This window comes from Meiothermus sp. CFH 77666 (assembly GCF_017497985.1).
Classification (GTDB): domain Bacteria; phylum Deinococcota; class Deinococci; order Deinococcales; family Thermaceae; genus Meiothermus.
Map to the genome: position 1 here is coordinate 83,632 of NZ_JAGDFV010000011.1, position 25,122 is coordinate 108,753.

The 25,122-nt window shown below is 61.2% G+C and carries 27 protein-coding genes; 12 read left to right on the top strand and 15 right to left on the bottom strand.

Annotated features, from left to right (window positions below; all coding sequences use genetic code 11):
- Positions 1-114 precede the first annotated feature (114 nt).
- Together J3L12_RS07830 and J3L12_RS07835 are read right to left on the bottom strand one after the other, a co-directional pair.
- On the bottom strand, positions 115-543 hold the full coding sequence (locus tag J3L12_RS07830; protein WP_208014490.1) for an HRDC domain-containing protein: 429 nt from the start codon (positions 541-543) through the stop codon (positions 115-117).
- A 45-nt stretch (positions 544-588) separates the two neighbouring features.
- Positions 589-1,350: a TatD family hydrolase gene (locus J3L12_RS07835; protein WP_208014491.1), complete on the bottom strand. Its 762-nt coding sequence runs from the start codon at positions 1,348-1,350 to the stop codon at positions 589-591.
- A 75-nt stretch (positions 1,351-1,425) separates the two neighbouring features.
- Between J3L12_RS07835 and J3L12_RS07840 the strand changes: the two genes are divergently transcribed.
- Positions 1,426-2,493, top strand: a complete 1,068-nt coding sequence (locus J3L12_RS07840) for a lipocalin family protein (protein ID WP_208014492.1) — start codon at positions 1,426-1,428, stop codon at positions 2,491-2,493.
- A 40-nt stretch (positions 2,494-2,533) separates the two neighbouring features.
- Here J3L12_RS07840 and J3L12_RS07845 read toward each other — a convergent pair whose 3' ends face one another.
- From J3L12_RS07845 to scpB, 3 genes are all read right to left on the bottom strand, one after another.
- Positions 2,534-3,253: a WecB/TagA/CpsF family glycosyltransferase gene (locus J3L12_RS07845; protein ID WP_208014493.1), complete on the bottom strand. Its 720-nt coding sequence runs from the start codon at positions 3,251-3,253 to the stop codon at positions 2,534-2,536.
- A gap of 2 nt (positions 3,254-3,255) precedes the next feature.
- Positions 3,256-3,990 (bottom strand): 2-phosphosulfolactate phosphatase, encoded by a 735-nt coding sequence (locus tag J3L12_RS07850; protein ID WP_208014494.1) that lies wholly within the window; start codon positions 3,988-3,990, stop codon positions 3,256-3,258.
- Between the two features lie 488 nt (positions 3,991-4,478).
- A complete protein-coding gene (scpB, locus tag J3L12_RS07855; protein WP_208014495.1) occupies positions 4,479-5,003 on the bottom strand; it encodes an SMC-Scp complex subunit ScpB in 525 nt (174 codons plus the stop codon).
- 66 nt (positions 5,004-5,069) lie between these two features.
- On the opposite strand from scpB, the gene J3L12_RS07860 reads away from it, so the two are divergent.
- Positions 5,070-6,290, top strand: a complete 1,221-nt coding sequence (locus J3L12_RS07860; protein ID WP_208014496.1) for a type II secretion system F family protein — start codon at positions 5,070-5,072, stop codon at positions 6,288-6,290.
- Here the strand turns inward: J3L12_RS07860 and J3L12_RS07865 are convergent.
- Positions 6,265-6,723, bottom strand: a complete 459-nt coding sequence (locus J3L12_RS07865; RefSeq protein ID WP_208014497.1) for an EVE domain-containing protein — start codon at positions 6,721-6,723, stop codon at positions 6,265-6,267. The genes J3L12_RS07860 and J3L12_RS07865 overlap by 26 nt on opposite strands.
- A gap of 115 nt (positions 6,724-6,838) precedes the next feature.
- Here J3L12_RS07865 and J3L12_RS07870 point away from each other — a divergent pair, with 115 nt between their 5' ends.
- From J3L12_RS07870 to J3L12_RS07880, 3 genes are all read left to right on the top strand, one after another.
- Positions 6,839-7,336 carry a hypothetical protein gene (locus tag J3L12_RS07870; RefSeq protein WP_208014498.1) on the top strand — a complete coding sequence of 166 codons (498 nt, stop codon included), beginning with the start codon at positions 6,839-6,841 and terminating at the stop codon, positions 7,334-7,336.
- Positions 7,337-7,472: 136 nt separating this feature from the next.
- Positions 7,473-8,900: an FAD-linked oxidase C-terminal domain-containing protein gene (locus J3L12_RS07875; protein WP_208014499.1), complete on the top strand. Its 1,428-nt coding sequence runs from the start codon at positions 7,473-7,475 to the stop codon at positions 8,898-8,900.
- Positions 8,901-8,917: 17 nt separating this feature from the next.
- Positions 8,918-9,481, top strand: coding sequence for a hypothetical protein (locus tag J3L12_RS07880; protein ID WP_208014500.1), 564 nt, complete (start codon positions 8,918-8,920; stop codon positions 9,479-9,481).
- Here J3L12_RS07880 and J3L12_RS07885 read toward each other — a convergent pair.
- The 3 genes from J3L12_RS07885 to J3L12_RS07895 form a co-directional block, all read right to left on the bottom strand.
- Complete coding sequence (locus J3L12_RS07885) at positions 9,453-9,866, bottom strand: hypothetical protein (RefSeq protein WP_243455049.1); 414 nt, start codon at positions 9,864-9,866, stop codon at positions 9,453-9,455. The genes J3L12_RS07880 and J3L12_RS07885 overlap by 29 nt on opposite strands.
- Before the next feature lie 58 nt (positions 9,867-9,924).
- Positions 9,925-11,286: a magnesium transporter gene (gene mgtE / locus J3L12_RS07890; RefSeq protein WP_208014502.1), complete on the bottom strand. Its 1,362-nt coding sequence runs from the start codon at positions 11,284-11,286 to the stop codon at positions 9,925-9,927.
- A 317-nt stretch (positions 11,287-11,603) separates the two neighbouring features.
- The gene (locus J3L12_RS07895; RefSeq protein ID WP_208014503.1) at positions 11,604-12,161 is read right to left on the bottom strand and encodes a Uma2 family endonuclease; all 558 of its coding nucleotides are present in this window, start codon (positions 12,159-12,161) and stop codon (positions 11,604-11,606) included.
- Positions 12,162-12,400: 239 nt separating this feature from the next.
- Here J3L12_RS07895 and ffh point away from each other — a divergent pair, with 239 nt between their 5' ends.
- From ffh to rplS, 6 genes are all read left to right on the top strand, one after another.
- Complete coding sequence (ffh, locus tag J3L12_RS07900; RefSeq protein WP_208014504.1) at positions 12,401-13,705, top strand: signal recognition particle protein; 1,305 nt, start codon at positions 12,401-12,403, stop codon at positions 13,703-13,705.
- Positions 13,706-13,803: 98 nt separating this feature from the next.
- Complete coding sequence (gene rpsP, locus J3L12_RS07905; protein WP_208014505.1) at positions 13,804-14,043, top strand: 30S ribosomal protein S16; 240 nt, start codon at positions 13,804-13,806, stop codon at positions 14,041-14,043.
- Between the two features lie 84 nt (positions 14,044-14,127).
- Entirely contained in the window at positions 14,128-14,346 is a 219-nt protein-coding gene (locus tag J3L12_RS07910) for a KH domain-containing protein (protein ID WP_208014506.1), read from the top strand.
- A gap of 35 nt (positions 14,347-14,381) precedes the next feature.
- The gene (gene rimM / locus J3L12_RS07915; protein WP_208014507.1) at positions 14,382-14,870 is read left to right on the top strand and encodes a ribosome maturation factor RimM; all 489 of its coding nucleotides are present in this window, start codon (positions 14,382-14,384) and stop codon (positions 14,868-14,870) included.
- Positions 14,871-14,897: 27 nt separating this feature from the next.
- Positions 14,898-15,602 (top strand): tRNA (guanosine(37)-N1)-methyltransferase TrmD, encoded by a 705-nt coding sequence (trmD, locus tag J3L12_RS07920; protein ID WP_208014508.1) that lies wholly within the window; start codon positions 14,898-14,900, stop codon positions 15,600-15,602.
- Positions 15,603-15,941: 339 nt separating this feature from the next.
- Positions 15,942-16,433 carry a 50S ribosomal protein L19 gene (gene rplS / locus J3L12_RS07925; protein ID WP_208014509.1) on the top strand — a complete coding sequence of 164 codons (492 nt, stop codon included), beginning with the start codon at positions 15,942-15,944 and terminating at the stop codon, positions 16,431-16,433.
- A gap of 153 nt (positions 16,434-16,586) precedes the next feature.
- On the opposite strand, the gene J3L12_RS07930 is transcribed toward rplS, so the two are convergent.
- Both J3L12_RS07930 and carB read right to left on the bottom strand, forming a co-directional pair.
- A complete protein-coding gene (locus J3L12_RS07930; RefSeq protein ID WP_208014510.1) occupies positions 16,587-16,949 on the bottom strand; it encodes a hypothetical protein in 363 nt (120 codons plus the stop codon).
- Entirely contained in the window at positions 16,950-20,027 is a 3,078-nt protein-coding gene (carB, locus tag J3L12_RS07935; protein WP_208014519.1) for a carbamoyl-phosphate synthase large subunit, read from the bottom strand. It abuts the gene before it with no gap.
- A gap of 202 nt (positions 20,028-20,229) precedes the next feature.
- Here carB and J3L12_RS07940 point away from each other — a divergent pair, with 202 nt between their 5' ends.
- Positions 20,230-20,529, top strand: a complete 300-nt coding sequence (locus tag J3L12_RS07940; protein WP_208014511.1) for a rhodanese-like domain-containing protein — start codon at positions 20,230-20,232, stop codon at positions 20,527-20,529.
- 146 nt (positions 20,530-20,675) lie between these two features.
- Here J3L12_RS07940 and J3L12_RS07945 read toward each other — a convergent pair whose 3' ends face one another.
- The 4 genes from J3L12_RS07945 to J3L12_RS07960 form a co-directional block, all read right to left on the bottom strand.
- A complete protein-coding gene (locus tag J3L12_RS07945) occupies positions 20,676-22,022 on the bottom strand; it encodes a hypothetical protein (RefSeq protein WP_208014512.1) in 1,347 nt (448 codons plus the stop codon).
- A 296-nt stretch (positions 22,023-22,318) separates the two neighbouring features.
- Positions 22,319-23,179, bottom strand: coding sequence for a sulfurtransferase (locus tag J3L12_RS07950; protein WP_208014513.1), 861 nt, complete (start codon positions 23,177-23,179; stop codon positions 22,319-22,321).
- 223 nt (positions 23,180-23,402) lie between these two features.
- On the bottom strand, positions 23,403-23,924 hold the full coding sequence (locus tag J3L12_RS07955; RefSeq protein ID WP_208014514.1) for an Rrf2 family transcriptional regulator: 522 nt from the start codon (positions 23,922-23,924) through the stop codon (positions 23,403-23,405).
- Between the two features lie 60 nt (positions 23,925-23,984).
- Positions 23,985-24,947: a nitrilase gene (locus J3L12_RS07960; RefSeq protein WP_208014515.1), complete on the bottom strand. Its 963-nt coding sequence runs from the start codon at positions 24,945-24,947 to the stop codon at positions 23,985-23,987.
- Positions 24,948-25,122: the final 175 nt, after the last annotated feature.

Consider the following 25,122-nt stretch of genomic DNA (forward strand, 5'->3'; position numbering starts at 1 on the left):
ACCGTAGTGGATGCAGGTAGGGGGCAGATGTAGCAAACCTGCAACCTACCTCCCACTGCCGACCCCAAATCATGCGTCGCTGAAAGTTGGTTACACGCCTAATGTTCGTGCAGCTCAGACCTTGCGCAAAAGTTGCAAGATTTCCCGGCCATACTTTCCAGCTTTGGCCTTGCCAAACCCCTTGATCTGCCCCAGCTCTTCTGGGCTTTGCGGGTTGCTCTCCAGGATGGCCTCTAGCTCGGCATTGGTGGCAATCACGTAGGGTGGAACGCCCTCTTCCTTGGCTTTCTGGCTCCGCCATTTGCGGAGCGCTTCAAAGGCCGGGCTGCTGGGGGCTTCGGCAGGTTTGGGTGGTGGGGTGGGCTCTGGATGGGCGGCTGCCCTGGCATCGCCCTCGTAGAACACCAGCACGCTCCAAAAGGGCGCATCGCCCGCAACCAGGCTGCTGGATACCTGGATGGGCATGACCTGGGCCAAAAACCGGTTGAGTTTTTCGAGGTCTTTGGCATTCTCTAACCGAAGCGTAAAGGTCTGGCACTGCATGGTTTCAGTTTACCGCCCATTCCAGATGCCCTGGACATCTTCGGATCAGAACCCGAAACAAGCCTGGGCATTCTGGTCGGTAATGGTTTCCATAGCCGGGGTTTCCATGCCGCGAATCTCGGCCAGCCTGGCCAGGGTAAAGCGGGCCAGGGCCGGGTGGTTGCGCTGGCCGCGATGCGGTTCTGGGGGCAGGAAAGGGGCGTCGGTCTCGATAAGCAGACGGTTCAGGGGAATCTCTTGGGCGGCCTCGCGCAAGGCGGTGTTCTTCTTGTAGGTTAGTGGCCCGGCAAAGCCAAAGTAGGCTCCCAGCACCAGCCCGGCTTCCAGCAAGGCAGGGTGGCCTCCGAAAGCATGCAGCACAAACTTTGCGGGTTTGTTCTGATAGAGCCATTCGGCCATCTCGGTTTCGGCCTGGCCCTCTACCTTGCTGCGAACGTGAAAAATGAGCGGAAGCCCCAGCGTCTGGGCCAGTTGGTGCTGAAAGTCCAGGGCTTTGTACTGGGCTTGCCGGGTTTCGGGCGTCCAGTAGAAGTCCAGCCCGGTCTCGCCAATGGCGCGTACCCTGGGGTGCAGGGCCAGGTGGTGCAGATCGGCCTCGAGCTCCGGGGATAGCAGACCGGCCTCGGTGGGGTGCAGGCCCACTGCGGCCCAGATGTGGGGGTGGGCCTCGGCCAGGGCCAGGGCTTTGCGGTTGCGGACGGGGTTGGTGCCGATGGTCAGAATGGCCTTGAAATCCCTCGAGGCCTCGAGGGCGGCCTGGGTTTCCTCGGGTTCCATGTAGTCCAGGTGGCAGTGGGTGTCGGTCATAGCGAAGACAGTCCGCCGTTCAGTTTACGCCCTACGCTACAGCCAATAGACCTCTGGCTTTCATACACTGGCAGCATGCGCTTCTGGATGATAGCTCTGCTGGTTTTTCTTGCCGGCTGCCTGCCCGCCCTGCAGCCCGTGGATCCCGATCGGATCCCTAGCGCCGATAACTGGGGGCCTAACAACGCACCCCTCGAGTGGTGGTACGTCTCGGGCTACCTGCCCGACGAGGGGCTGGCCTTTCACTGGGCTTTGTTCAAGGCCTACGCCCCGCAAAACTGGCAGGTGGGCTTCATCAACCCCGCCATCTTTTTCCCCGGCCCCTACCACGCCTCGCACATTGCCCTGACCGACCTTCGCACCAACCAGAAACTATTTGAGGAGCGCTTCGACTTTCGCACCGACCGCCCACGTGGCGACAGCCTGGTGGCCTTCCCCCCCTTACGCATCGAACAGGGCGACTGGAGGCTGGTGCAGGTGGGTAACAGCTACCAGCTCTCGGCAGGGCCCATCCAGGTGCGCCTGACCCCCCTCAAACCCGCGGTGGTGCATCCGCCAGGGTACTCGGGCACCGCCGAAACCGGGCGCATGTACTACGTTTCCTTTACCCGCCTGGCCCTCGAGGGCGTGATTGCAGGCAGGCCGGTGCGCGGCGAGGCCTGGATGGATCACCAGTGGGGTGACCAGCTTGGAACCCAGGGGAATGCGACCGGGCTGGGGGCCATCTGGGACTGGTTTGGGCTGCACCTCTCCGATGGTACCGACCTGATGCTATACCGGGTCAAGAACGCCAGAGGAGAGGTGGTGCAACTGGCCGGTACCGCCACGCTTCCGGACGGGCAGATTCGTGAACTGAGGAACCTCCAGATGACCCCCCTGGAAAGCTGGACCTCGTCCAGTGGGCGCAGCTACAACCTTAGCTGGCAGGTTGCCGCCGAGGGCCTGAGCCTTCGCCTGGAGCCCTTGCGAAAAGACCAGGAACTCCTGACTACCTCAACCCGGGTGGCCTACTGGGAAGGCCCGGTGGCGGGCACCGGCACCTGGCAAGGCCAGATCGTGCAGGCTAAAGGCATGGGCGAGTTTGTGGCCGGGCCCTACGACCCGCCCGGCAGCCTGTTTGGGTTTCCAGGGCAGGGGCGATAGGAACGGGTTTTCACGCTGGCCCTCATGGGTGGGCTACTGGCTACTCTCGAGGGCTGGCCAGCACCAGACGCACAAACTGAAGCAGCCTGGGAAAGCGGCCCCAGCGCTTGCGGTCGGTGGCAATGCGTACCAGCCACTCAATTTTGAGTTTTTGCGCCCAGATCGGTGCCCGCCTGACCTCTCCGGCCAGCACGTCAATCATGCCGCCCACCCCGATGGCTACCCTGGCGCCCAGCCGGGCTTTGTGGCGGTGAATGAAGGTATCCTGGCGCTCGCCCATCCCCACCACCAGCAGGTCGGGCCGGGCTTGGTGGATAGCTGCAACTACCGCCGCTTCATCCTGAAAGTAGCCATCCTGTACGCCACAAACCTGTATGCCCCAACGGGCTTTGGCGTTTTGGGCGGCCCGCTCGGCCACCCCGGGCGCGGCCCCCAGGAAATAGACCCGCAAGCGGGCCCCAAAACGTGCGAAGGCAGCCGGCAGGATTTCCGACCCCGGCACCCGGTCGCTGAGTTTATAGCCGGTGAGGCGGTTTACGGCCCAGACGATACCCACCCCGTCGGCAGTGACCAGTTCACTCTCCAGCAGGGCTTGCCTGAGGGCGGGGTCGGACTGGGCCCGCACCACCGCCTCGGGGTTGGTGGTGATGATTTGGGCGCAATGAGAAAGGGGCTGGGCGAGTTTTTCCTCTATCCAGATCAGGGTTTGATCGAGGTTCACCAGATCCACCGGTGTGCCCAAAATAAGAACCCGCTCCATACTCAACTTGCCTCGAAACAAAAACCGTAGCGATCTTTTGTCAGACCATATTTCTGGGCTTCCAGGATCCGAACCTGGGTTAGCTGTGGCAAAATGTCCTCCACGCTGACCAGGCTGGCCAGGGCCAGGTCTTCACTGCGGCCCGCACGGTAGAGTTGCTTGCCGAAATCGGACTGCACGAGCGATTCTTGCGGGTCGGGGAAGGACTTGAGCAGGGCTGTGGCCAGCCGTGCCCCCTCCTGCAAGCTGCCCGATTGGCCCAGCGCCTGTTGCAGACGCTTGGCGATGAAGCCAGCAGCCACCGTGTTGGCCAGGCTCGGCTCCACTCGAGCCTGGGTTGCTGCGACCACGGTATCCATCTGCTTTTCAACAGCATACCCAACGGCACCGCGGGCGTTGCGGAAGTATGCCAACACGCTTTGCGGAGGCACAGCCTCGAGCGACTCCGCCAGCGATTTGGCCAGTAACACGCATTTTTGCCCTTCGAAGCGCTGCTTGCTCAGGGCTTGCAACGAAAGTCCGTTGTGAAAGCCTTCGGGAGGGAGGCCCTCCTCCTCACCCAGGAGTACGCCGCCGCCCTCCGCCAGAATGCGGGCGGCCCGCACACTCTTGGCAATCCAGACCTCCTTGGCGCCGGCAGCAAACAATAGACCCACTGCACTGCCAAAAAGCACATCTACCAGCAGCAGCGGTTGCGTGTAGGGGGGATTAGGAACCAGGTCTACCCGAATCGTCACGAAGTAAAGGCCTCCCTCAAAGCGCCATGCGCCTGTCCTGCGGCATTATAACGAAGAGCTGTCGGAGGCCGAAGCCCGCAGCCAATCCGGTTCCCGTGGGGTCTTTTGGAACTTGCAGGGCAACAAGCGCTTTTACCCCTGCAAGTAGCTTTGTATCTCCGCGCCTGCTCAGAACAACTCTCTGCGGAAGAAACTTGCGATTATTACGGGGTGTGGCCATCTGTGAGCAACGCGCAAAATGGGGGTGGGAGGTGGGTGGTGAGTTTGCAGCTATCAGAAATTACTTCAATTGCTTCCTATCGCCCACCTCCTTGGGTCTGCAAGGGGATCAAGTGACAATGGAACTGCGTGCAACGTATAGCAACTTCTAAGTTGCGCCCGCATAAGGTTTAGAGATGAATCCAGGCTGTGCTAGAAAATCATGCTCCGGGCGCAATACCTGAATGATTCTCGATCACGTCATTATCCAAAACATAGGCGGGAGACACTTAGCTGCGTAAAAGCAACACCGGGCCTTCGCCCACCGGGGGTAGATCGGCCAGGCTTTCCAGGCCGAACATTTCCAAAAACCGGTCGGTGGTTCCGAACAGCTTGGGCCGCCCGACGGCCTCTTTTTCGCCCACTACCTGTACTAGCTGGCGTTCCAAGAGCCCTTCCAAAACCCCCTCCACGCTCTTGCCGCGAAGGGCTTCCAGCTCGGCCCGGGTGAGGGGTTGCTGGTAGGCCAGCAAAGCCAGCACCTCCAGCGCCGCCTTGGAGATGCGCGGGGGGGTAGGGCGCAACACCTGCTCGACTGCCGTCAGGTGCAAAGGGTGTACCACCAGCCGCCATCCTCCTGCCACGCGCTCGAGCTGCACCCCGGTCTGGCCGCCGGCAAGGTCGTGCTCGAGGGCCACGATGGCCCGCGTAAGGGCCTCTTCGCTGCCCAGAGGGCTCAGGTCGCTCAGGGACAATGGTTTGCCTGCTGCAAACAATACGGCCAGAATCTGGGCTTTGAGGGTTTGGGTGTCCATAGCAAGTATGAAAGATGTGGTTATTTCACCACCGTTCTCACTTTCCGTGGCTATACTAGAGCGAGTATGCCAACCTATCAATACAAGGCCAGGGATCGTCAGGGGCGGTTGATTAACGCCGTCATCGAAGCCGAGGATATGCGCACGGCGGCCCGAAACCTGCGCGAAAAGGGCTTGTTCATCGCCGAAATCAAGGAGCCCGGCAAGGGTTTGCAGGCCGAGATCAAGCTGCCCGGTCTGGAGCCAAAGCCCGGCCTCAAAGACCTGGCCATCTTCAGCCGCCAGCTGGCCACCATGCTCAACGCAGGTCTGCCCATTGTGCAGGCCCTGGCAATCCTGGAGCGTCAGACCGAGAAAAAGAAGTTTCAGGCCATGCTCAAAGAAATCCGCACCGAGGTGGAGGGCGGGGCCAACTTCAGCGAAGCCCTGAGCAAACACAAGCTCTTCAGCCGCTTGTACATTAACCTGGTGCGAGCGGGCGAGACCTCGGGTACGCTCGATGCCATTCTGGACAGGCTGGCGACCTTCCTGGAAAACGAGCTGGCCCTGATCGGCAAAATTCGCTCGGCCCTGACCTACCCGGCCATTGTGTTCGTCTTCGCAGTGGGCGTAACCTATTTCCTCCTCACAGGCATTGTGCCGCAGTTTGCCCAGATCCTGACCGGTCTGGGTTCGGAATTGCCGCTCCTGACCCGTGCCCTGATGGGTATCTCCGACTTTCTACGCCAGGGTACTATTTTTATACTGCTTATTGTGGTGGCTCTAGTTTTTGCCTACCGGGCCTATTACCGAACCGATAAGGGCCGACACCAGATAGACCAGATCAAGCTCAAGCTGCCGGTATTTGGCAACCTGATGAAGAAAAGCGCGCTGGCCCGCTTTTCACGCACCTTTGGCCTGCTGATTTCGAGCGGTGTGAATATCGTGGAGGCCCTGGACATCACCAAGGGCACCGCCGGGAATGCCATTGTGGAGGATATCCTCGAGCAGACCAAAATCGCTATCCAGTCCGGTGAACCCGTTTACACCACCATCCAGGCCCACCCGCAGGTGTTTCCTCCCATGGTTAGCTCGATGATCGCCATCGGCGAGGAAACCGGTGCCCTCGATACCATGCTCACCAAAATTGCCGATTTCTACGAACGCGAGGTAGACGAGGCGGTGAGCGCCCTGACCGCCGCCATCGAACCGCTCATGATTATCTTCCTGGGCTTTATTGTGGGCGTGATTGTGGCCGGGATGTTCCTGCCGCTGTTCAAGATCATCGGGACGCTTTCATCGCAATAATGCGCTCGGCTACTTCGGTAGCTACCGGCATCACCGACAACCGGTTGCCCCGGCGAAGCAAAATAAGCTCGTCGGGGCTGAACTTTTCCCGCAAAAGTTCCAGGGTGAGCATTGTTTTGTATTTCTCTACGAAGCCCACCCGAACCGTCCACCAGCGTGGATTGTCTTTGGAGCTGGTGGGGTCGTGGTAGGGCGACTGTGGGCTGAACTGACTGGGATCGGCCAGATGGGTTTCCAGTACCCGGCAGAGCCCCACGATGCCGGGCGGTTCGGTGCTGGAATGGTAGAAAAAAGCCAGGTCTCCTACCTGCATGGCTCTTAGGAAATTGCGGGCCTGGTAGTTGCGTACCCCGTCCCAGATGGTGGTTTTTTGTTTTTTCAGGTCGTCTATGCTGAATACGTCGGGTTCCGACTTGAGCAGCCAGTAGTTCATACCAGGCCAGTTTAGCCTTGGCAGAACTTTAGTTGTTGCTGTTTGGGCCACCAACCTAAACGCAGGTTTAGGTTTCGCTTATACCCATACCAGCACCTCGAGGGACGATACAACCATGAAAAAACCATTGTTTGCCTTTACCCTACTGCTGGTTTTTGCGGGCTGCATTCCCATCGGCACCAACCCTGCCAATACCTTGTTGATTTCCGACCTGCGCTACGAGAGCAACTTCCGCGATGCCAGTGGGCGCTCGTACATCTGCGATAACAAAATCACCACCCTGACCTATAGCTTCCGCTACAACGACTTTACCCGCATTGCTCGCTGGGACTCGCGCCTGGTAGGCGAGACCACCGGACAGGCCACCCATACCCTGAGCATGAGCAAGGACACCGGCGGTTACCTTAACCAGAACAACCGCATCAGTGTGAACTGGGCCTTGAGCCAGGGGACGGCCCCCTTGAGTGTATCGCCACAGGGCATTGTGGTGACGCCGGTGCCCCAGCCGCGCCAGATTGGAGCTACCCGCCTGGAGCTAACCGTCTTTGCCACCAACGGTAGTTCGGCCCGGCTGGTCTTTCCCGGTATACCGGTGATTGACAACTGTCCGTAGGGTTAAGAGGCGAAGCTTTTGCCTATAGTGGCGTCGGTACTGAGGAGCCCCGATGCCTAAAGAAGCAAGTTGCTGTGGCTGGCTCTACGGAAGCACGGGGAGTCGCTTCCGCAAGTTACTCTGATAAGCTGTGGTCGTGACCCTGAACCTTGGCAAAAAGCCCCTCAAGCCCTCGTCCCGCCCGGCGTCTGCCGAACCTGCCCGAACCGCCCAGGAGCTACAAGCCCGGCTGGGAAAGGAAAAGGTTTTGCTCGAGCTTGCCCAGCGGCGCAACTACTCCTACGACGGGATCGCCATGGGTGTAACGCCCGCACTGGTGGTGCTGCCGACCTCCACTGCCGAGGTGGTGGAGGTGGTGCGGTTTGCCAACCAGGTGGGCCTGCCTATAGTGGCCCGCGGCGCGGCCAGCGGCCTCTCGGGCGGGGCAGTTCCGATTCAGGAGTCTATTGTGGTCTCTTTTACCCGCATGACCGGCCTGCAAATTGACCCCCAGGCCCGCATTGCTACGGTGCAGCCGGGGGTGGTCACGCTGCAGATTAGCGAGCAGGCCAGACCCTACGGGCTCTGGTACCCGCCCGACCCGGCCTCCTTTCGCACCAGCACCATTGGGGGCAACCTGGCCGAAAACGCCGGGGGGCCGATGTGCTTCAAGAAGGGCGTGACCGGCGATTATGTGGTGGAGCTCGAGTTCGTGGACTTTGCCGGGCAGGTGCACCGCCTGCGGCGTGAAGCCTACGACCTGGTGGGCCTGCTGGTGGGTTCCGAGGGTACGCTGGGGCTTATCACCGAAGCCAGGCTGCGTCTGGAGCCTATCCCACGCTACACCCGCACCCTGATGGCGATTTTTGCCGAGGTGGGGCAGGCTGCCGAGGCCGTTTCGGAGGCGATTGCTGCCGGAGCGGTGCCGAGCAAGCTCGAGTTCGTGGACAACGGCTGCATCAACGCCGTAGAGGACTACCTGAAAATGGGCCTCCCCCGCGAGGCTGCCGCCATTTTGCTGGTGGACACCGATGGCGACGACCCCGTAATGGTGGAAGACGAACTCAACTGGGTATCCGAAGCCTGTCAGAAGCACGGCGCTATCGTGCGGGTGGCGCAGACGACGGCCGAGAGCGAAGCCCTCTGGAAGGCCCGGCGCTCCATCTCGCCCGCCATTGGGGCGGTCAAGCCCAAGCGCATGAACGAAGACATTGCGGTGCCGCGCTCGAGCCTGCCCGAGGTGGTGCGGGCTATCGAAGCGCTGGGCCAGCAGTACGGCCTGCGGGTGGTGCAGTTTGGGCATATTGGCGACGGCAACCTGCACCCCAACGTGCTCTACGACCCCAGGGTAGACTCTGAGGAAAAGGTCTGGGAGCTTCTTCACGAGATTGCCCGGGTGGCCCTGCGGCATGGAGGGGTTTTGTCCGGTGAGCACGGTATCGGCATCATGAAGCGCGACTTCATGAGCGAGGCGGTAGACCCGGGGACGCTGGGGGCGCTGCGTTCAGTCAAGGCTGCGTTCGACCCGCACCAGCGTTTGAACCCCGGCAAAGTGTTGCCTGAAGCAAATTCACAGCCGCACTGAGCTTCAATGCTGAAACCATGAAGCAAACAGTATGGCTGGGGTTTTTCTTGTTGTGGGGCATACTGGGCCTGGCCCAAACTCAAAGTCAATTCTCGGTAGGGCCTGCCCTGGCGGTTGAGCCTTTGATTGTTGCCGAACAGCCCCAGGGGCCAGACCGAGAACCTGAGCGACCTGCCTGGGATCGGCTGTTGCTGGGCCCAGCGCCGGAGGGCTTCCGGGGGCTGGCGATTTCTGCCAGGCTGCTGGCCTGGAGTGTGCCCTGGACGCTGGCAGGCTCTACCGTGGGGCTCTTGAGCGACGACCCCTGGCAGCGCTCGTTCTGGCTCACCAACTCGGTCTGGGCCGCAGTTAACTCCGGCATTGCCCTGGTAGGGCTACTGGGCCCCGAGCCCGACAAAAACACCCTGCGCGACCTGCTTTACATCAACGCAGGGCTCGATGTGCTCTACATTGCGGGGGGCGTGTTCCTGGCTCTACAGCCCGATGCCCGCAGCCAGGCGGCGGGGTGGGCCATTGCTCTACAGGGGGCCTGGCTGCTGCTGTTTGACCTGTTCAATGCCCTGGCGCTGGAGAACCCTTGAGGCTTGGTAGCGAACCGATGAAGGCGATGGCTTCCTGGCCCCCTGCCAGGCGGGGTTCTCGACCTCGAAACCAGGCCCAAAGCCCGTCCATGTCCAGGTTATGCAGGTTTTGGGGTTCGCCCAGAATGATTTTGTGGTCGCCGTCGGGCAGCCAGATCATGCCCAGCACCTCGCCCAGGAGCCAGGTTCCCGCCGCAACAGGTTCCCGGCAGGCCCAGATGGCATCCAGCGCGGCCTGGTCGGCAGGGTTGAAATACCCCGGAATCTGGCCGTAATTCACCGGCGGGAGGCCCCATTCGGCCCGCCAGGGGGGGTCGCGGGGCACCAGTGTTTGGCCGTTCCAGTCGAAGCGCAGGGGGCTGCCCAGGCTCCACTCTACAATCATCGTAAGCCTCATCCCCTAGCTCCCAAGCCTGGATTCGGCTGCCCTAGCCATCGCGCCTTCACAGGTGCAGCAACCAGCGGGCCACGCTCAGATAGACCACCAATCCGGTCACATCGGTCACGGTGGCAATCAAGGGATTTGAAATCAGGGCCGGGTCGAGCTTGAGTTTTTTCAGCAGGATGGGCAGCATCGAACCTGCAATGTTAGCCAGCAGCACCACCAGGCCCAGCGAGATGCCCACCACCCAGAGCAGGTCGGTTTCCCCGTCAATCACCACTTTGACCGCCAGCAGGGCCGCCAGGGTTAGGCCCAGCAGTACGCCCACCCCCAGCTCTTTGCGCAGAATGGGCCACCAGTCGCGCAGTTCTACATCGCGGGTGGCCAGAGCCCGCACAATCAGCGTGCTGGACTGGTTGCCGGTGTTGCCGCCGGTTCCGGTGAGCACCGGCAGATAAAAAGCCAGCGCAGTGATGGCCGCCAGCACCGACTCAAAGCCTTGCAGGATGCTGCTGGTGATGCTGCCGGTCACGATCAGGATAACCAGCCAGCGTACCCGTGCACTCCACAGCTCCCATACACTCGACTTGCTGTACACCAGTTCGGGCGACTCCACCGCGCCCAGGCGATAGATGTCTTCGGTGGCCTCTTCCTGGATGACGTCCACCACGTCGTCAATGGTGACAATCCCCACCAGTTTTTTGTCTTCGTCCACCACCGGCAGCACCGTGAAGTTGTAGTCGGCCATCAGGCGGGCGACCTCTTCCTGGTCGGTGTCGTCGCGCACAAAAATCACATCGGGGTTCATGATCTCCGCGACGCGGGTTTTGGGGTCGGCCACAATCAGGTCGCGCAGCGTGAGCACCCCTTCCAGGTGTTCTTCTGCGTCCACCACGTAGATCACGTAAATCTGCTCGGCGTCGGGGGCTTCGCGGCGCAGAAAGCGGAACACCTCCTCGACCCGCATGGCGTCGCGCACCGCGATGTACTCCGAGGTCATGATGCCCCCGGCCTCGTCCTCGTCGTACTCGGCGAGTTCTTCGACCTCGGCCCGGGTCTCGGGGTCTAGCTGGCGCAGCAGGGCCTCGGCCTGGGCCGGGTTTTCCTCCTCGACGGCGTTGATGGTGTCGGCCAGGTCGTCGAGCGAAAGTTCTTCCAGCAGCTCCTTGACCCGCCAGGGGGGCAATGCCTCCAGGAGTTCAGCCTGTTCGGTTTCCTCGAGGTGGCTGAACACTTCTGCGGCATCGGCAGGGGAGAGCAGGGTCAGGATGGGCAGGCGGTGTTCGGGGGCAAACTCCGACCAGTGTTCCAGAATCTGCGCCGGATACAGCTCTTCCAGCGCAGCCTTGACCTTGAAGGCGTCGCTCTCCTCGAGGGCGCTTTGCAATGCTTCCAGCCCAGCCAGGGTTTGGGTCTCGTACATGTGCGGCCTCCTTCGGTTTTCGGCCAGAGCCGAATCTTGGAAGGAAGCTCCGCAGGGTACACGGTTTGTCGAGGATTAGTCGGTGTGGGAGCACACCGGGCTAAATCTTCGACTAGAACTGTGATCTTCCACGGTGCCTCCTATACCTTGCGCCTTGAACCCTGTGTTCTTGGCCTTACAAGGTGGCAAAACTGCCTCTAGTAGGGTAGCACCGGAGGCCCATCTAGGCAAGCAATTTTGGGCATCTCCCGTGGTTGAAAAGATACCGGCGCCCTGTCGCAGGTCTCAGGTCTCAAGTCGCAGGTCGGTGGTCAAGGTTAGAAGGTCATCCCTTTGTATACTTCGGCAACCTCGAGCTGCAAATCCAGGCAAGGCAGCTTGAAAACCCCCTGCTCGCCCACAGGGGTGTAGCGCCAGGAGCTGTCCTCCAGACGCTCGAAAATCTCGACCAGTGGCTTATCCTGTGAGACCAGGATATAGGCTTTGAGGGCGGGCATGGCCGTGTAGCTTTGCAGCTTTTCACCCCGGTCAATGGCCTCGGTGGTTTCGGACAGCACCTCGATAATCCAGCAAGCCTGTTGCTTGTAGCGGGCTTTGCCATCGGGTGGTTCGCACGAGAGGAATAAGTCGGGGTAGTAGCCCCGTCCGCTGGGGGTTTGCAGAATCATATCGGCCATGAACAGCTCGCAGCCCGAGGCCTCGGCACTGTCGAAGATCAGGCGGTTCAGTCGGCTGATGAGTCGGTTGTGGCTGGCGGTTCCGCCTGCCATGGCAAACAGATAACCGTCCACATACTCATGGCGCTCGTGGGCGTGGGCCTCGAGCTCCAAATACTCCGCGAAGCTGGCCTGGCCAACCGGATTCTGCCGTGCCATAGGTGCAGTATAGCGTTGTCCGGGCTTTGATGGCAGTTTTGACTTTGCCCTCCAGGCCCAGTACTGGGCCTTCAGCATCCTCACCTCAAGGGCTGGCTGTAAACGCATTATCACATCACTTGATATTGACACACTCAATCCACTGCTGCTACCCTGGCGGGCGGCCTTCAGGAAGTGGGCCAGAAATCGCAAAAATAATATGAGTGGTTTCTTGGGCACCTCCCGGCTAGACTGAACCTATGTTTGAGACCCTTTCCCAACGCATCCGCGCCGCCGTGGATAAGCTGCGCGGGCGGGGCCGTATCAGCGAGGCCGACCTCAAGGCCACCCTGCGCGAGATTCGCATGTCGCTCCTGGAGGCCGACGTCAACTTTGAGGTGGCCAAGAGTTTTGTAAACCGCGTGCAGGAGAAAACCCTGGGCCAGGCCGTACTCGAGAGCCTGACTCCGGCGGAGCAAATCCTGGCGGTGGTTTACGAAGAACTGGTGCAGATGCTGGGGGGGGAAGCCAAGCAGCCGGTGCTCAAGAACGAGGGTAACCTGTGGTTCATGGTGGGGTTGCAGGGCTCGGGTAAGACCACCACCACCGGCAAGCTGGCCCAGTTCTACAAGTCCAAGGGGCGGCGCCCCTTGCTGGTAGCCGCCGATACCCAGCGCCCCGCCGCCCGCGAGCAGCTTCGCATTCTGGGGGAAAAGATTGGGGTGCCGGTGCTCGAGGTTGCCGATGACGAGCGCCCCGAGACCACCCGCACCCGCTTGCAGCAGCACCTCACCTTCGACTACCGCGACCTGGTCATTGTGGACACCGCAGGCCGCCTCCAGATAGACGAAGCCCTGATGGATGAGCTAGCCCGACTCAAGCAGGTGCTGGGGCCCTCCGAGACCCTGCTGGTAGTGGACAGCATGACCGGCCAGGAGGCCCTGAACGTCTCCAAAACCTTCGATGAGCGCATTGGCGTCTCGGGGCTGATTCTGACCAAACTCGACGGCGATGCCCGGGGTGGGGCGGCGCTATCGGCCCGGCACGTGACCGGCAAGCCCATCTACTTTGCGGGGGTTTCGGAGAAGCTCGAGGGCCTGGAGCCCTTCTACCCTGACCGGCTCGCCCAGCGCATTCTGGGCATGGGCGACCTTCAGACCTTGCTGGAAAAAGCCAAGCAGGCCGAGCTCGAGGCCCCCCAGAAAGACCTCAAGGAAATCACCCTGGAAGACCTCATCACCCAGATGCGACAGATGCGCAAGATGGGCAGCTTTACCGAAATCCTGGGCATGATTCCCGGCATGTCGCGGATGCTCCCACCCGGCTTTTCAGTGGATGAAAAACAGGTGAACCGCATGGAGGCCATTGTGCTCTCCATGACCCCCAAGGAGCGGCGCGACCCCAAGATCCTCAACGCCTCGAGGCGCAAGCGCATTGCGGCGGGCTCGGGCACCACGGTGCAGGAGGTCAACCGCCTCATCAAAACCTTCGAGGACACCAAGCAGCTCATGAAAACCCTGGCCAAGCAGCAGCAAAGAGGGGGCAGGGGGCTCTTCAGGCGTTAGGTCTAAAGTCGCAGGTCACTACCCCGCCACCGGCTCGAAGCCTGCGACTCACAATGCGGAAAATAATATAGAGACCGCTTTAGACAAAGGAGAAAAGTATGACCAAGATTCGACTCGCACGTTTCGGCTCCAAAGGCAACCCGCACTACCGCATTGTGGTAGTGGACAGCCGCGCCAAGCGCGATGGGGGTTACATCGAGCGGGTGGGTTACTACGACCCCCGCAAGACCACCAAAGACTGGCTCAAAGTGGATATGGAGCGCGTAAATTATTGGCTTGGTGTGGGGGCCCAGCCCACCGACACGGTCAAGAAGCTCATCAAGCAGGCCAGCGCATAAGCGCCCGAAGGTGTAAAGCCGAAAGCGATAGGCTCAAAACCCCTGGGCTTTCGGCTTTCGGTTTTTGGCTTTAGGCTAGTGCTTATGAAAGACCTTGTGGAATACCTGGCCAAAGCAGTGGTTGATCACCCGGCCTCCATCCGCGTAGACGAGCGCCGGGGCCGCGAGGGGCTGGTCTACTATGTGGAAACCCACCCCGAAGACAAAGGCCGCATCATCGGGCGGCAGGGCCGCGTAATCGAGAGTATCCGCACGGTGGTGCGTTCGTTTGCCAAGGGCCGGGTTTCGGTGGAAGTGCGCTGAGCGCCGGGTTACTGAGGCCCTAACCCCACCCACGTATGCGACGCATCGAGATTGGCCGTATTGGAAAACCTTACGGCATGGCCGGCGGCCTCAAGTTTCGGGGTGAGGCGGTGGTCTTTGACCTGGAAAAGGTGTACCTGGAAGGTCTGGGCTACCGCTTGATTGAGGAAATAGAGGAGCTGGGTAACGAGCTGGTGGTGTATCTGTCCGGTGTGCAAAACCGATCGGAGGCCGAGCGGCTGGCCGGGTTGCGGGTATATGCCGACCAGGACGACCTTCCTGAACTCGAGGAAGGCGAATACTACTACTTTGAGCTGGTGGGCAGGCCGGTTTTTGTGGATGGTAAGCCCTTCGGGGAAGTGGTGGATGTAGAAGATGGGGCCCAAGACCGCCTGGTTATCAAAGCCAGGGGCGCCTCGCTGCGGGCCCAGAGCAAAACCTATCTGGTGCCGCTTCAGGCGCCCTATGTGAAAATCGAGGCCGACGGCATTTACATCGAGGCCATTCCGGGGTTGTTCGATTAGACTGGCCTACCCATTCTCTGCAAAGCCATGAAATATACCATCCTGACCCTTTTCCCCGACCTGATTCGCCCCTGGACGGAAGAATCCATTGTTCAGAAGGCCATCCAGAAGGGCCTGATCGAGGTGGATATCCAGGACATCCGGGCCTATACCGAAGACAAACACAAAACCGTGGACGACACCCCCTATGGCGGGGGGGCCGGTATGGTGATGCGGGTGGATGTGGTGGTGCGGGCCCTCGAGGCCGCCGGGCCTGCCGACGAGCGCATCCTGCTGAGCCCTGCCGGAGCGCCCTTTACCCAGCGCATGGCCGAGGAGCTGGCCCAGAAGTCGCACCTGGTGCTTTTGTGTGGGCGCTACGAGGGAATAGACGCCCGGGTAGAGCGCTTCGTGACCCGCGAGGTTTCCATAGGCGACTACGTGCTGATGGGCGGGGAGCTGGGGGCGCTGGTCATCCTGGAAGCCACCGCCCGCCTGATTCCGGGCGTTATCAAGGAAGCTGAAAGCCACCAGCAGGACTCCTTTTCTACCGGCCTGCTGGACTACCCCCACTACACCCGCCCGCCGGAGTTTCGGGGCCTGTGCGTACCGGAAATCCTTACCTCGGGCCACCACGCCAAAATTGCCGAATGGCGGCGCAAGCAAGCCCTCAAGCGAACCAAGGAACGCCGACCCGACCTGCTGGAAAAAGCCGAGCTAACTGCAAAGGATTTGGTCTGGCTCGAGGAGTAAGGTCTTCAGCAAAGGTGTGAGAAATCCCATCGTATTCCATATGCAAGGCCGAAAGAAAAGCTGAAGGCACAAGGCTAGATTCACTCATATCGGCGTTGTCTAAACACCAAGCGGAATCATGCGAACGGTGAAGTAAGGGACAGGGGTTAGGGGGCAGGCCTTTGAAAACCGCAACCTTGATTTTGACAAGGCCCCCCCTGGCTGATACAATCTCCACTTGCTGACCTGTCCCGAGTATCTGCTAAGCGGGTACGTTTGAGGGCAAGAATCCATGAACCCGCAGTTTTGCCAAAGGCAAAGGGCGCACAAGTAGGTTCCGCTGGAACAAGGAGTCAGACCATGAACCGTGGTGCTTTGCTCAAAGTGGTAGAAAAGAAGTACACCCGTACCGACATTCCCCAGTTCAAACCCGGCGATACCGTCAAGGTCAACTACAAGGTGGTCGAAGGCAACCGTACCCGCGTACAGGCCTATGAAGGTGTGGTCATCAAAATCAAACGCAATGGCTTCAACAGCGCCTTCACGGTACGCAAAATTTCCTTCAACGAAGGGGTGGAGCGGGTGTTTCCCTTCAACTCGCCCCTCATCGAGAGCGTGCAGGTGGTAAGCCGGGGCAAGGTGCGCCGCGCCAAGCTCTACTATCTGCGTGAGCTGCGCGGCAAGGCCGCCCGCATCAAAGGCGACCGCAAGCGCCTCAACGAGGATGTGGAAGCCCGGGCCGTGGCAGCCAGGGAAGCTGCCGAGGCCAAGGCTGTTGCCGATGCTGCTGCAAAGCAGGAAGCCGAGCGCGCAGCCGAAGTCAGTGAAGCGGTAGAGGAAAACAAGGCGTAATACCGAATCTGCTCAGAAGTGACCTAAAAGCGATATACAAGTCCCTCGGACGCGCCCCCTGGCGCGGCAAGTGAGGGGCGCGTTTAGCGCCGCTCACGCGCAGAGTTGGTATAAGATTCGTTGGGCAAGGCCGGAGTGGAGTACCCACTCCGGTTATTTTTTGCCCTGCTTTAGCCACTGGCCTACCCGCCGCAAGACCTCGGGGATGGACTCTAGCAACCACAGATACCCCAGGAGCGCCATGGCAATCCAGAAAATCAGGCGCGGGTCGCCTGGGTTAAGCAGGGCAAAGCTCAGGCTCAGGGACAGGGCGATCAGAATGAGCCTGGAAAGCCCAGGGCGCAGGTGGCGAAAGCGGTAGACTTCGCCAATGCCCAACCCCACCCACAGCAGGGTTTCCCAGCGCAGCACCTGGGGCCAGTAGAGGGTCGGCGGCCAGGAGAGCCAGGCCATGAGGGCCAGGGAAAGCAGGGGATAGACCCCGATTTCCCAGGGCTCGAGGGGTTCATGGAACACCTACCCAGTATGCCAGCTTTGCAGCGACCGGACGGGCAGGCCAGAGTTCCGGGCCCGCCGGATGGCCTCGAGGCTCCACTTAGCCCCCTCGGCGGTGGTGATGAAGGGCTTGCCGGTCTCCACCGCCCGGCGCAGCTCGGGGTGGGGGAAGAGGGCAATCAGCAGGTCGTAGTCGCCTTCGGAGGCTTCGAAACCGGCGGCTTCCCAGTCGGCTTTCAGGCTGTCGGCACCGATGAAGCGCACCTTGCCCGAGAGCGGTAGCCGCTGGCCCACTCCCAGCTCGGCCCGGTAGTAGGCCAGGTAGGGGTCGGCGTCGATGCCCATGCTCTCGCCGGTGGAGCGCATCTCCGGCCCCAGCACCGGAATCACCCCCGGGAACTTGAGCCAGGGGATGAGCACCTCCTTGACCGAGTAGAAGGCTGGGGTGGGATCCTGGGTGAAGCCCAGCTCGTCCAGGGTTTTGCCCACCGCAATCAGGGCGGCGTACTTGGCGAGCGGGTGGCCGATGGCCTTGGACACGAACGGCACCGTGCGGGAGGCGCGGGGGTTGGCCTCGAGGATGTAAACCACGCCGTCCTTGAGCGCGTACTGCACGTTGATCAGGCCCTTGACCCCCACCGCTAGGGCCAGCCTGCGGGTGTAGTCCTTAACAGTGGCCAGCTGCTCGGGCGAGAGCGAGATGGGGGGCAGGATGGTGGCCGAGTCGCCGGAGTGCACCCCGGCCCGCTCGATGTGCTCCATGATGCCCGCCACCACCACCCGCTGTCCGTCGCAGAGGGCATCCACGTCGAGCTCGAGGGCGTTCTCCAGGTACTGATCCAGGAGAATCGAGGGGCGCTCGGCCAGGGCGGCATAGATGCCGTTCAGATACCAGCGCAGCTCCTCGGCGTTGTGCACGACCTGCATGGCCCGCCCCCCCAGCACGTAGCTGGGCCGGGCCATCAGGGGGTAGCCGAGGGTCTCGGCCAGTTGCAGGGCTTCCTCGGGGGTGCGGGCGACGGCCCCTTTGGGCTGGGGAATGCCCAGTTCGGTACAGAGCCGGTTGAACTCGGCGCGGTCTTCGGCCCTATGGATGGCCTCCCAGGGGGTGCCCAGCAGGGTTACCCCGGCCTCGGCGAGCTTTCTGGCCAGCTTCAGGGGGGTCTGGCCGCCCAGGGTGGCAATCGCACCCAGGGGCTTTTCGTGCTCGGTCAGGTTGAGCACGTCTTCCAGCGTCAGTGGCTCGAAGTAGAGTCGGTCGGCGGTGTCGTAGTCGGTGCTCACGGTCTCGGGGTTGGAGTTGACCATGATGGTTTCAAAACCGGCCTCGCGCAGGGCCCAGACCGCGTGCACGGTGGCGTAGTCGAACTCCACTCCCTGCCCGATGCGGATGGGGCCGCTGCCCAGGATCACCACCTTGGGCTTGTTGGTAGGGCGCACCTCGTCCTCCAGCTCATAGGCGCTGTAGTGGTAGGGGGTGTAGGCCTCGAACTCGGCAGCGCAGGTGTCCACTGTTTTGTAAACCGGCCTGGAGCCTGCGGCCAGGCGCTGTTTGCGGGCTGCCGCTTCGGAGACCCCCACCAGCTCGCCCACCCGCGCGTCGGACAGGCCCAGGCTCTTCACGTAGCGCCAGTCCTCGGCGTCCCCCAGGCGCTGGCTCTCGGTCTCGAGGTCGTGCTCGGCCTCCACCACCTCCTTGAGCTGGGTCAGGAACCAGGGTTCAATTCTGGTGCGCTCATAGAGGCGGTCTACCTGTTCGCCCCGCCGCAGCAGTTCCAGCACTGCATAAATTCGCGTAGGGCTGGGGTAGAGCCGGGCCCACAGCTCCTCGGTGGTGTAGGTGGAGAACTCTGCCCGCACGTCGGCCTCGAGGCTCCGCAGGGCCTTGCCAAAGGACTCCTTGAAGGTTCGGCCAATGGCCATTACCTCGCCCACGCTCTTCATCTGGGTGCCGAGTCGGTCGGAGAAGCCCTGTGGCTGGGTGTTGGGCAGGGTGCTGAACTTCTCGAAGGCAAAGCGGGGAATTTTGGTCACCACGTAGTCAATGGTGGGCTCGAAGGAGGCCGGGGTCTTTTGGGTGATGTCGTTGGGGATCTCGTCCAGGGTGTAGCCCACCGCCAGCAGAGCGGCAATCTTGGCGATGGGAAAGCCCGTGGCCTTGGAGGCCAGGGCCGAGGAGCGCGAGACCCGGGGGTTCATCTCGATCACGATCATCCGCCCGGTCTTGGGGTCTATGGCGAACTGGATGTTGGAGCCGCCGGTCTCCACGCCGATCTCGCGGATGATGGCAATGGCCGCATCGCGCATCTTCTGGTACTCCACATCGGAGAGGGTCTGCGCGGGGGCTACCGTGATGGAGTCGCCGGTGTGGACGCCCATGGGGTCTACGTTCTCGATGGAGGTGATGATCACCACGGTGTCGTTCTTGTCGCGCATGACCTCGAGCTCGTACTCCTTCCAGCCCACAATGGACTCTTCCACGAGTGCGGAGTGGGTGGGGGAGAGCGAGAGCCCACGGGTGAGAATCTCGATGAACTCTGCTTCGTTTTCGGCAATCCCGCCGCCGGTGCCCCCCAGGGTAAAGCTGGGCCGCACCACCACCGGGTAGCCGGTCACCTCGCGGGCAAAGGCCAGCCCCTCTTCCAGGCTGTGCACCATCTTGCCCCGGGGTACGTCCACCCCGATTTTCAGCATGGCTTTCTGGAATTCTTCGCGGTCTTCGCCCTTCTTGATGGCGGCGGCATTGGCCCCGATCAGCTCCACCCCGTATTTTTCTAAAATCCCCTGCTCAAAAAGGGCCATCGAGAGGTTGAGCGCGGTCTGTCCCCCCAGGGTCGGGAGCAGGGCGTCCGGGCGCTCCTGGGCGATGATTTTTTCCAGGAACTCCACTGTGAGGGGCTCGAGGTACGTCCCCTCCGAGAGCTCGGGGTCGGTCATGATGGTAGCGGGGTTGGAGTTGACCAGCACCACCTCGTAGCCCACGCTACGCAGGGCCTTGACGGCCTGGGTGCCGGAGTAGTCGAATTCGGCGGCCTGGCCGATGGTGATGGGGCCAGAGCCGATGATGAGTATTTTTTTGAGATCGGTGCGGGCGGGCATACCAAGGGGAGAGAATATCATTTATCCTGCCTTCTGGCTACGGGGCTTTGCATACTGATTCAGATTTTTGGCATAAACTATCAACCCCTAGAAGAAGCCCCCAGTTGCGGGTCATTCCTCCAAAAATGCCCCCCTCCAGATGCTCGTCTCAAACACGCTCCTTCAGGGCAATCGCCCCTAACGGATGCCTTATCTTATAGACATGCGTACCCTGAAATCCGAGTTGCTCAAGAGCTTTTTGCAGGACAACCCGCTGGTGGTGGATGTGCGCCCGCCGGAGCAGTACAACCAGGGCGACTTCGAGGGTGCCGTACACATTCCCCTGCACGACATCCAGCACGGCAACCACAACCTGCCCAAAGACCGCCCCCTGCTGCTTATCTGCGAGCGTGGGGTAATGAGCGAGCTGGCCGGGCTGTACCTGGAAGCGGCGGGCTATGAGCAGGTGTATAACCTCGAGGGGGGCCTGCAAAAGCTGCGGAAAGAAGCCAATGGTCAATAGCTCATAGCTGATAGCAAAACAGAACGGGCTGGACGCAATCCGACATGTGTCGGTTTGGGCAGGCCAACCGCGCCATCCCGTTCGGCGCGAGGCCGCTAAGTTGCCCTTTCGCAATCAGCAATCAGCTATCGGCTATCGACCATAGACTATTGACCATCGTCTCTTTTCGGCAACTCCTCCAGCCGCACCCCATGCCACTTTTCCAGGTGTTCACGGTGGGTGGGCAGGTAGGCCCCCGGCTCGAAAAACCGGTCGTAGTACTCGAGATCGAGGTGGTGGGTCTGCAAAAACATCAGGCTGTAGATGGTGGGCACCGTGGCGGGGAACTTTCCGAAGGTATCGAAGAGGTACTGGGCCTGGGTAGCAACCAGCTCAACCAGCCAATCCTGGTGGGGGAAAGCCTGGGAACGCACCGCCGGGGCGTTCTTCCAGGGCCCTGGGGTTTGGGGGTGGAAGGGGCCACCCTCGCCAAACTTGCGCTCGACCAGGGCTTCTACCGCCCTACGCATATCGGGGTAGTGAGGCGGGCAGTGGCCTTCAAAAACACCCTCGAGGCCGGTGGGGTTAGGACGCGACCAGCCGGGCTTGTGGTCGTAGCGGAAGCCCAGCCCCGGCACCTCAGGATCGCCCGAGGCTCCCAGCACTCGTACCCGATCCAGGCCGTTGAGCATCCAGCCGCCCAGGCCCATGGCCTGCTGCATCAGGTGGCCCGCAAATACCGCTGCGCTGATTTCCGCCGAAACTTCGGCCAGGGTGGCCTGGTCAAAGGCGGTGAGGGGGTAGGGCTTGTCCACCGCTACATAATCCTTAAACTTTTCCAGCCCTGGGATGCTCCGGTTGTGTACGTCGTCGTAGAGTACGAAGCCGTTCTGGGCAATAAACAGGAGCTTTAGGAGCTGGTGCTGGGCTACGTCGGCTATTGGCCAGACCAGCAGTGAGCCCGGTTTGTTGGCGTTCCAGGCGTTGTGGCCGGCCATGTAGGGCTCGCGGGGCGGAATATGAAGCCGAGTATCCGAAAGTTTGTGAATGTACTGCCGGTGCGCTAGCAGCAGTTCCACCAGGTCTACCTGGCCCTTGGCGTTGCGCGGCACCAGCGGGCGGGCATCGCGGGTTTTGAACACATAGGTGCCGCTATCGTCGGTGAAGAAAATCTGGCTGGTGTGGAAGCCCGCCGCGCTGGGGAAGGTGCGCCCGGCGGCCATACCGGAGTAGCTGGGCAGGTAAGGGGCCACGTTTTTGTGGTGGCTGATCAGGTTGTGCCAGCCGGTCAGGCCGCCCACCGTGGTGAGGATGAGCAGGCGCTCGAGCTCCGAAAGCGGATAGGGCGCATACCGCGAGCGGTAGGCCAGGGGCCCCTCGGGCAGCTCGCCCCCCAGGGCAAAGCGGCGGCTCCTACGGCCAAAAAGCGCCTCGGTGAGGGGGAATTGCAGGAGCTCCTCGAGGGCCTTACGCTCGTGTGGATGGATGACAGCATCGGACGTGGTATCGGGCATTTCCCCTAGTCTAGTCCGAATGTTCCCGTTGAAGTATGGCCCGGCAGGGGATGTTTCATTGGCACCGATTGGGATTTTTTTGAAAATCTTGTTGGCATTGCGAGCATCCGCAGGATGCGAAGCAATCCAGTTCGCCCTGCCCGGCCGGTAGCCTGGCGAGCCCCCCTGGATTGCTTCGTCGGCCTTTGGCTTCCTCACAATGACGGCGGTTCGCAAAGTGAGGCTTGGCGGGACCGTTCGCCGCCTTTCACTTTGGCTGCTATGGTTGCCTTTACAACGCTAAAGCAGTTGCCCTGCTACTTTTCCGGGCCTTTTTCGATGGGAACACCCACCGCGTTGCCCCACTCGGTCCAGCTTCCGTCGTAGTTTTTGACGTTGGGGTAGCCCAGGAGATGCTTGAGCACAAACCAGCTATGGCTGCTGCGCTCGGCGATGCGGCAGTAGGCGATCACCTCTTTGTCGGGGGTTACGCCCTTGGGCTCGTAGATGGCACGCAGTTCTTCGGCGCTCTTGAAGGTGCCGTCGGGGTTGACGGTGGTGGCCCAGGGGATGCTGCGGGCGCCGGGGATGTGCCCTCCGCGCAGCACCCCTTCCTGGGGGTACTCGGGCATGTGGGTTTTCTCGCCGGTAAACTCGGCAGGGCTGCGCACATCCACCAGCGCACCTTTGCCCGCCTTGACCTTTTCCAAATGGGCCAGCACCTCGTCGCGGAAAGCCCGCAGGCTGGGGTCGCGCTGGCCGGGGGTGTAGGAGCCTTTGGGGTAGATGGGCACCTCGGTGGTGAGGGGCTTGTTTTCCTGCGTCCACTTGATGCGCCCGCCGTTCATCAGCTTGAGGTGTTGGTGCCCGTTGTAGCTGAAAAACCAGAAGGCATAGGCCGCCCACCAGTTGTTTTTGTCGCCATACAGCACGATGGTGGTGTCGTTGGAGATGCCCAGGCGCTCGAACAGGGCGGCCAGCTCGTGGGGCTGGATAAACTCGCGGATGGTGTCGTCCCAGAGGTCGGCCTGCCAGTCGATCTTCTGACTGCCAGGAATATGGCCGGTGTCGTAGAGCAGGATGTCCTCGTTGACCTCGAGAATCTTGATCTTGGGGTCTTGCAGGTGCTCCAGCACCCAGTCGGTGGAAACCAGCACATCGGGGTTGGCGTAGCTCATCTCTTACCTCCAAAAGAACCGTTGGTCACTGCACCAGTTAACCTGAAACAGCTTAGGGCAAAGTTGTCAAAGGTTACGCTGACATAGATTACAAAAAATGTAATCTAATGGCGAGATGATACACATTGTGGCTTTCGGTTTCAATACTGCAGCCTGCCCGATAGCCCAGGGCAAGTTCGGATTTGCGTTTAGCGTCGTGGTAGGCCGGACAATCCTCTGTAGGCTACCGCTTGGATGACTTGGGACGGTTGAGCGGTTTGGCTGCCCGGCGGGTGAGCAGTTCGCTCGAGGGCAGCAGGTGTTCCAGGCACTCCGAGTAGTCTACCCCCTGGCGGAAGTCGGCGGCCAGGTCGGCCACGCTCACCTGGCTCAGGCTTTGCAGCACGGCATCGCGCACCTTGAGCCAGACCGCACTTCGCGCCTGGCAGCGCTTTTCCAGGGCGCAGGCTTTGGGCCAGTTCAGGCTGACGCAGGCCAGCGGGGCGATAGGCCCGTCCACAGCTCGGATCACGTCGCGCAGGTTGATTTCCTCCGGTGGGCGGGGTAGCGCATACCCCCCACCCTGGCCCTTTTTGGAAACCACCAGGTTATGCCCCACCAGCGCAGCCAGAATCCGCACCAGATAGGTATGCCCTACCCCGGTGGCCTGGCTGAGTTCCTCGCTGCTCACCAAACGCCCCTGGGGCTGGGTGCCCAGGTAGCCCAGGGTTTTGAAGGCGTAGATGTCGGTTTTGGAGAGGCGCATAACACATAATTTATCCGAAAACTGAAGGCCGAAGGCTCAAGGCGGGGGCAGACCAGGTTATCAGTCGGACTTGCCCGGCAAACGGGGTATCTCCACTACCGCTCGCACGAAGGCGTTGCCGGTGGCGCTCTCGGCCAGAGCCAGGGGCGCGCCTGGCTGGTAAATGCCGCTCCTGCCCTCGAAAGAGAGGTCGTAGAAGCGCCCATTCAGCATGGGGTTGAGCCCGTAGTGCAGGTTTTCGCGGTTTTGCAGCTTCCTGGCAAGCCCTTCGCGCAGCCAGACCTCGCCCTCTACTTCGCGGGGGTCTGCACTCCAGGGCCCCTCCCAGCGGGCAGCGTTGGCCGAGGGCTGTACCACCAGCCAGGCCCCGGCGGCGTCGGCCTGCTCGATCAGGTCTTCGTGAAAAGCATCCAGGCAGATCAGGTTGGCCAGAGTGCCCAGGCGGGTGTGGAGGGTCTGCCTGCCCATCTGGCCGCTCGTCAAAAACGCGCGGCGTTCATCGGCGGTCAGATGAACCTTGGGGATGCGCCCCAGCACGGCGCCCTGGGGCGAAACCATGAGCGAGAGGTTGTACACGCCTTTGCCCCTGGCGTGGAGGCGCTGCGTCGGCTCCCAGTCCATTTGCGGACTAAAAATACTGCCGGCCACAACGTAACCACCGACTGCCTGAGCGGCTTCCCGAAAGGCCTGTTCGTACACCGGCCAGACCAATGGGGCTCGTAGATGGTAGAGCGCGGCGGGGCTCCAGACCCCCAGCTGCAGGAGGGCAGGCCAGTGTTCGCGGAGTAACTGCAAGGCAGCCTGCAGGCTGGTTCGGGCCCCCTGCACCGCCCTCGAGGTCTCCAGCCAGAACACCAGGGGCAGGGCAAACAGTTCAGGGAAAGCCAGAATGCGGGGTTCGTCCTGGGGCAGGCCCTCCGTGGCGGCCCGGCAGAGCTCGAGTACATACTGCTTGAAGGCCAGGGCGCTGGTATAGGGCGCGGTTTGCAGCTCGGTTTGGACGGCGATCAGTTGCACCCGCATCTACTTCACCTTACTACAGCCTGGGCCGATGGCGGCCCGGTATGTGGCCAGGCTTTTATCATAATCACATATGAAAGCTGTCTCCATCCCCAGTCCGTTGCCGTATCTAGCCCAGATACCCGATTCCCGCGAGTACTTGAAAACCCATCATCGCTGGCAAGACCTGCTGCTGATC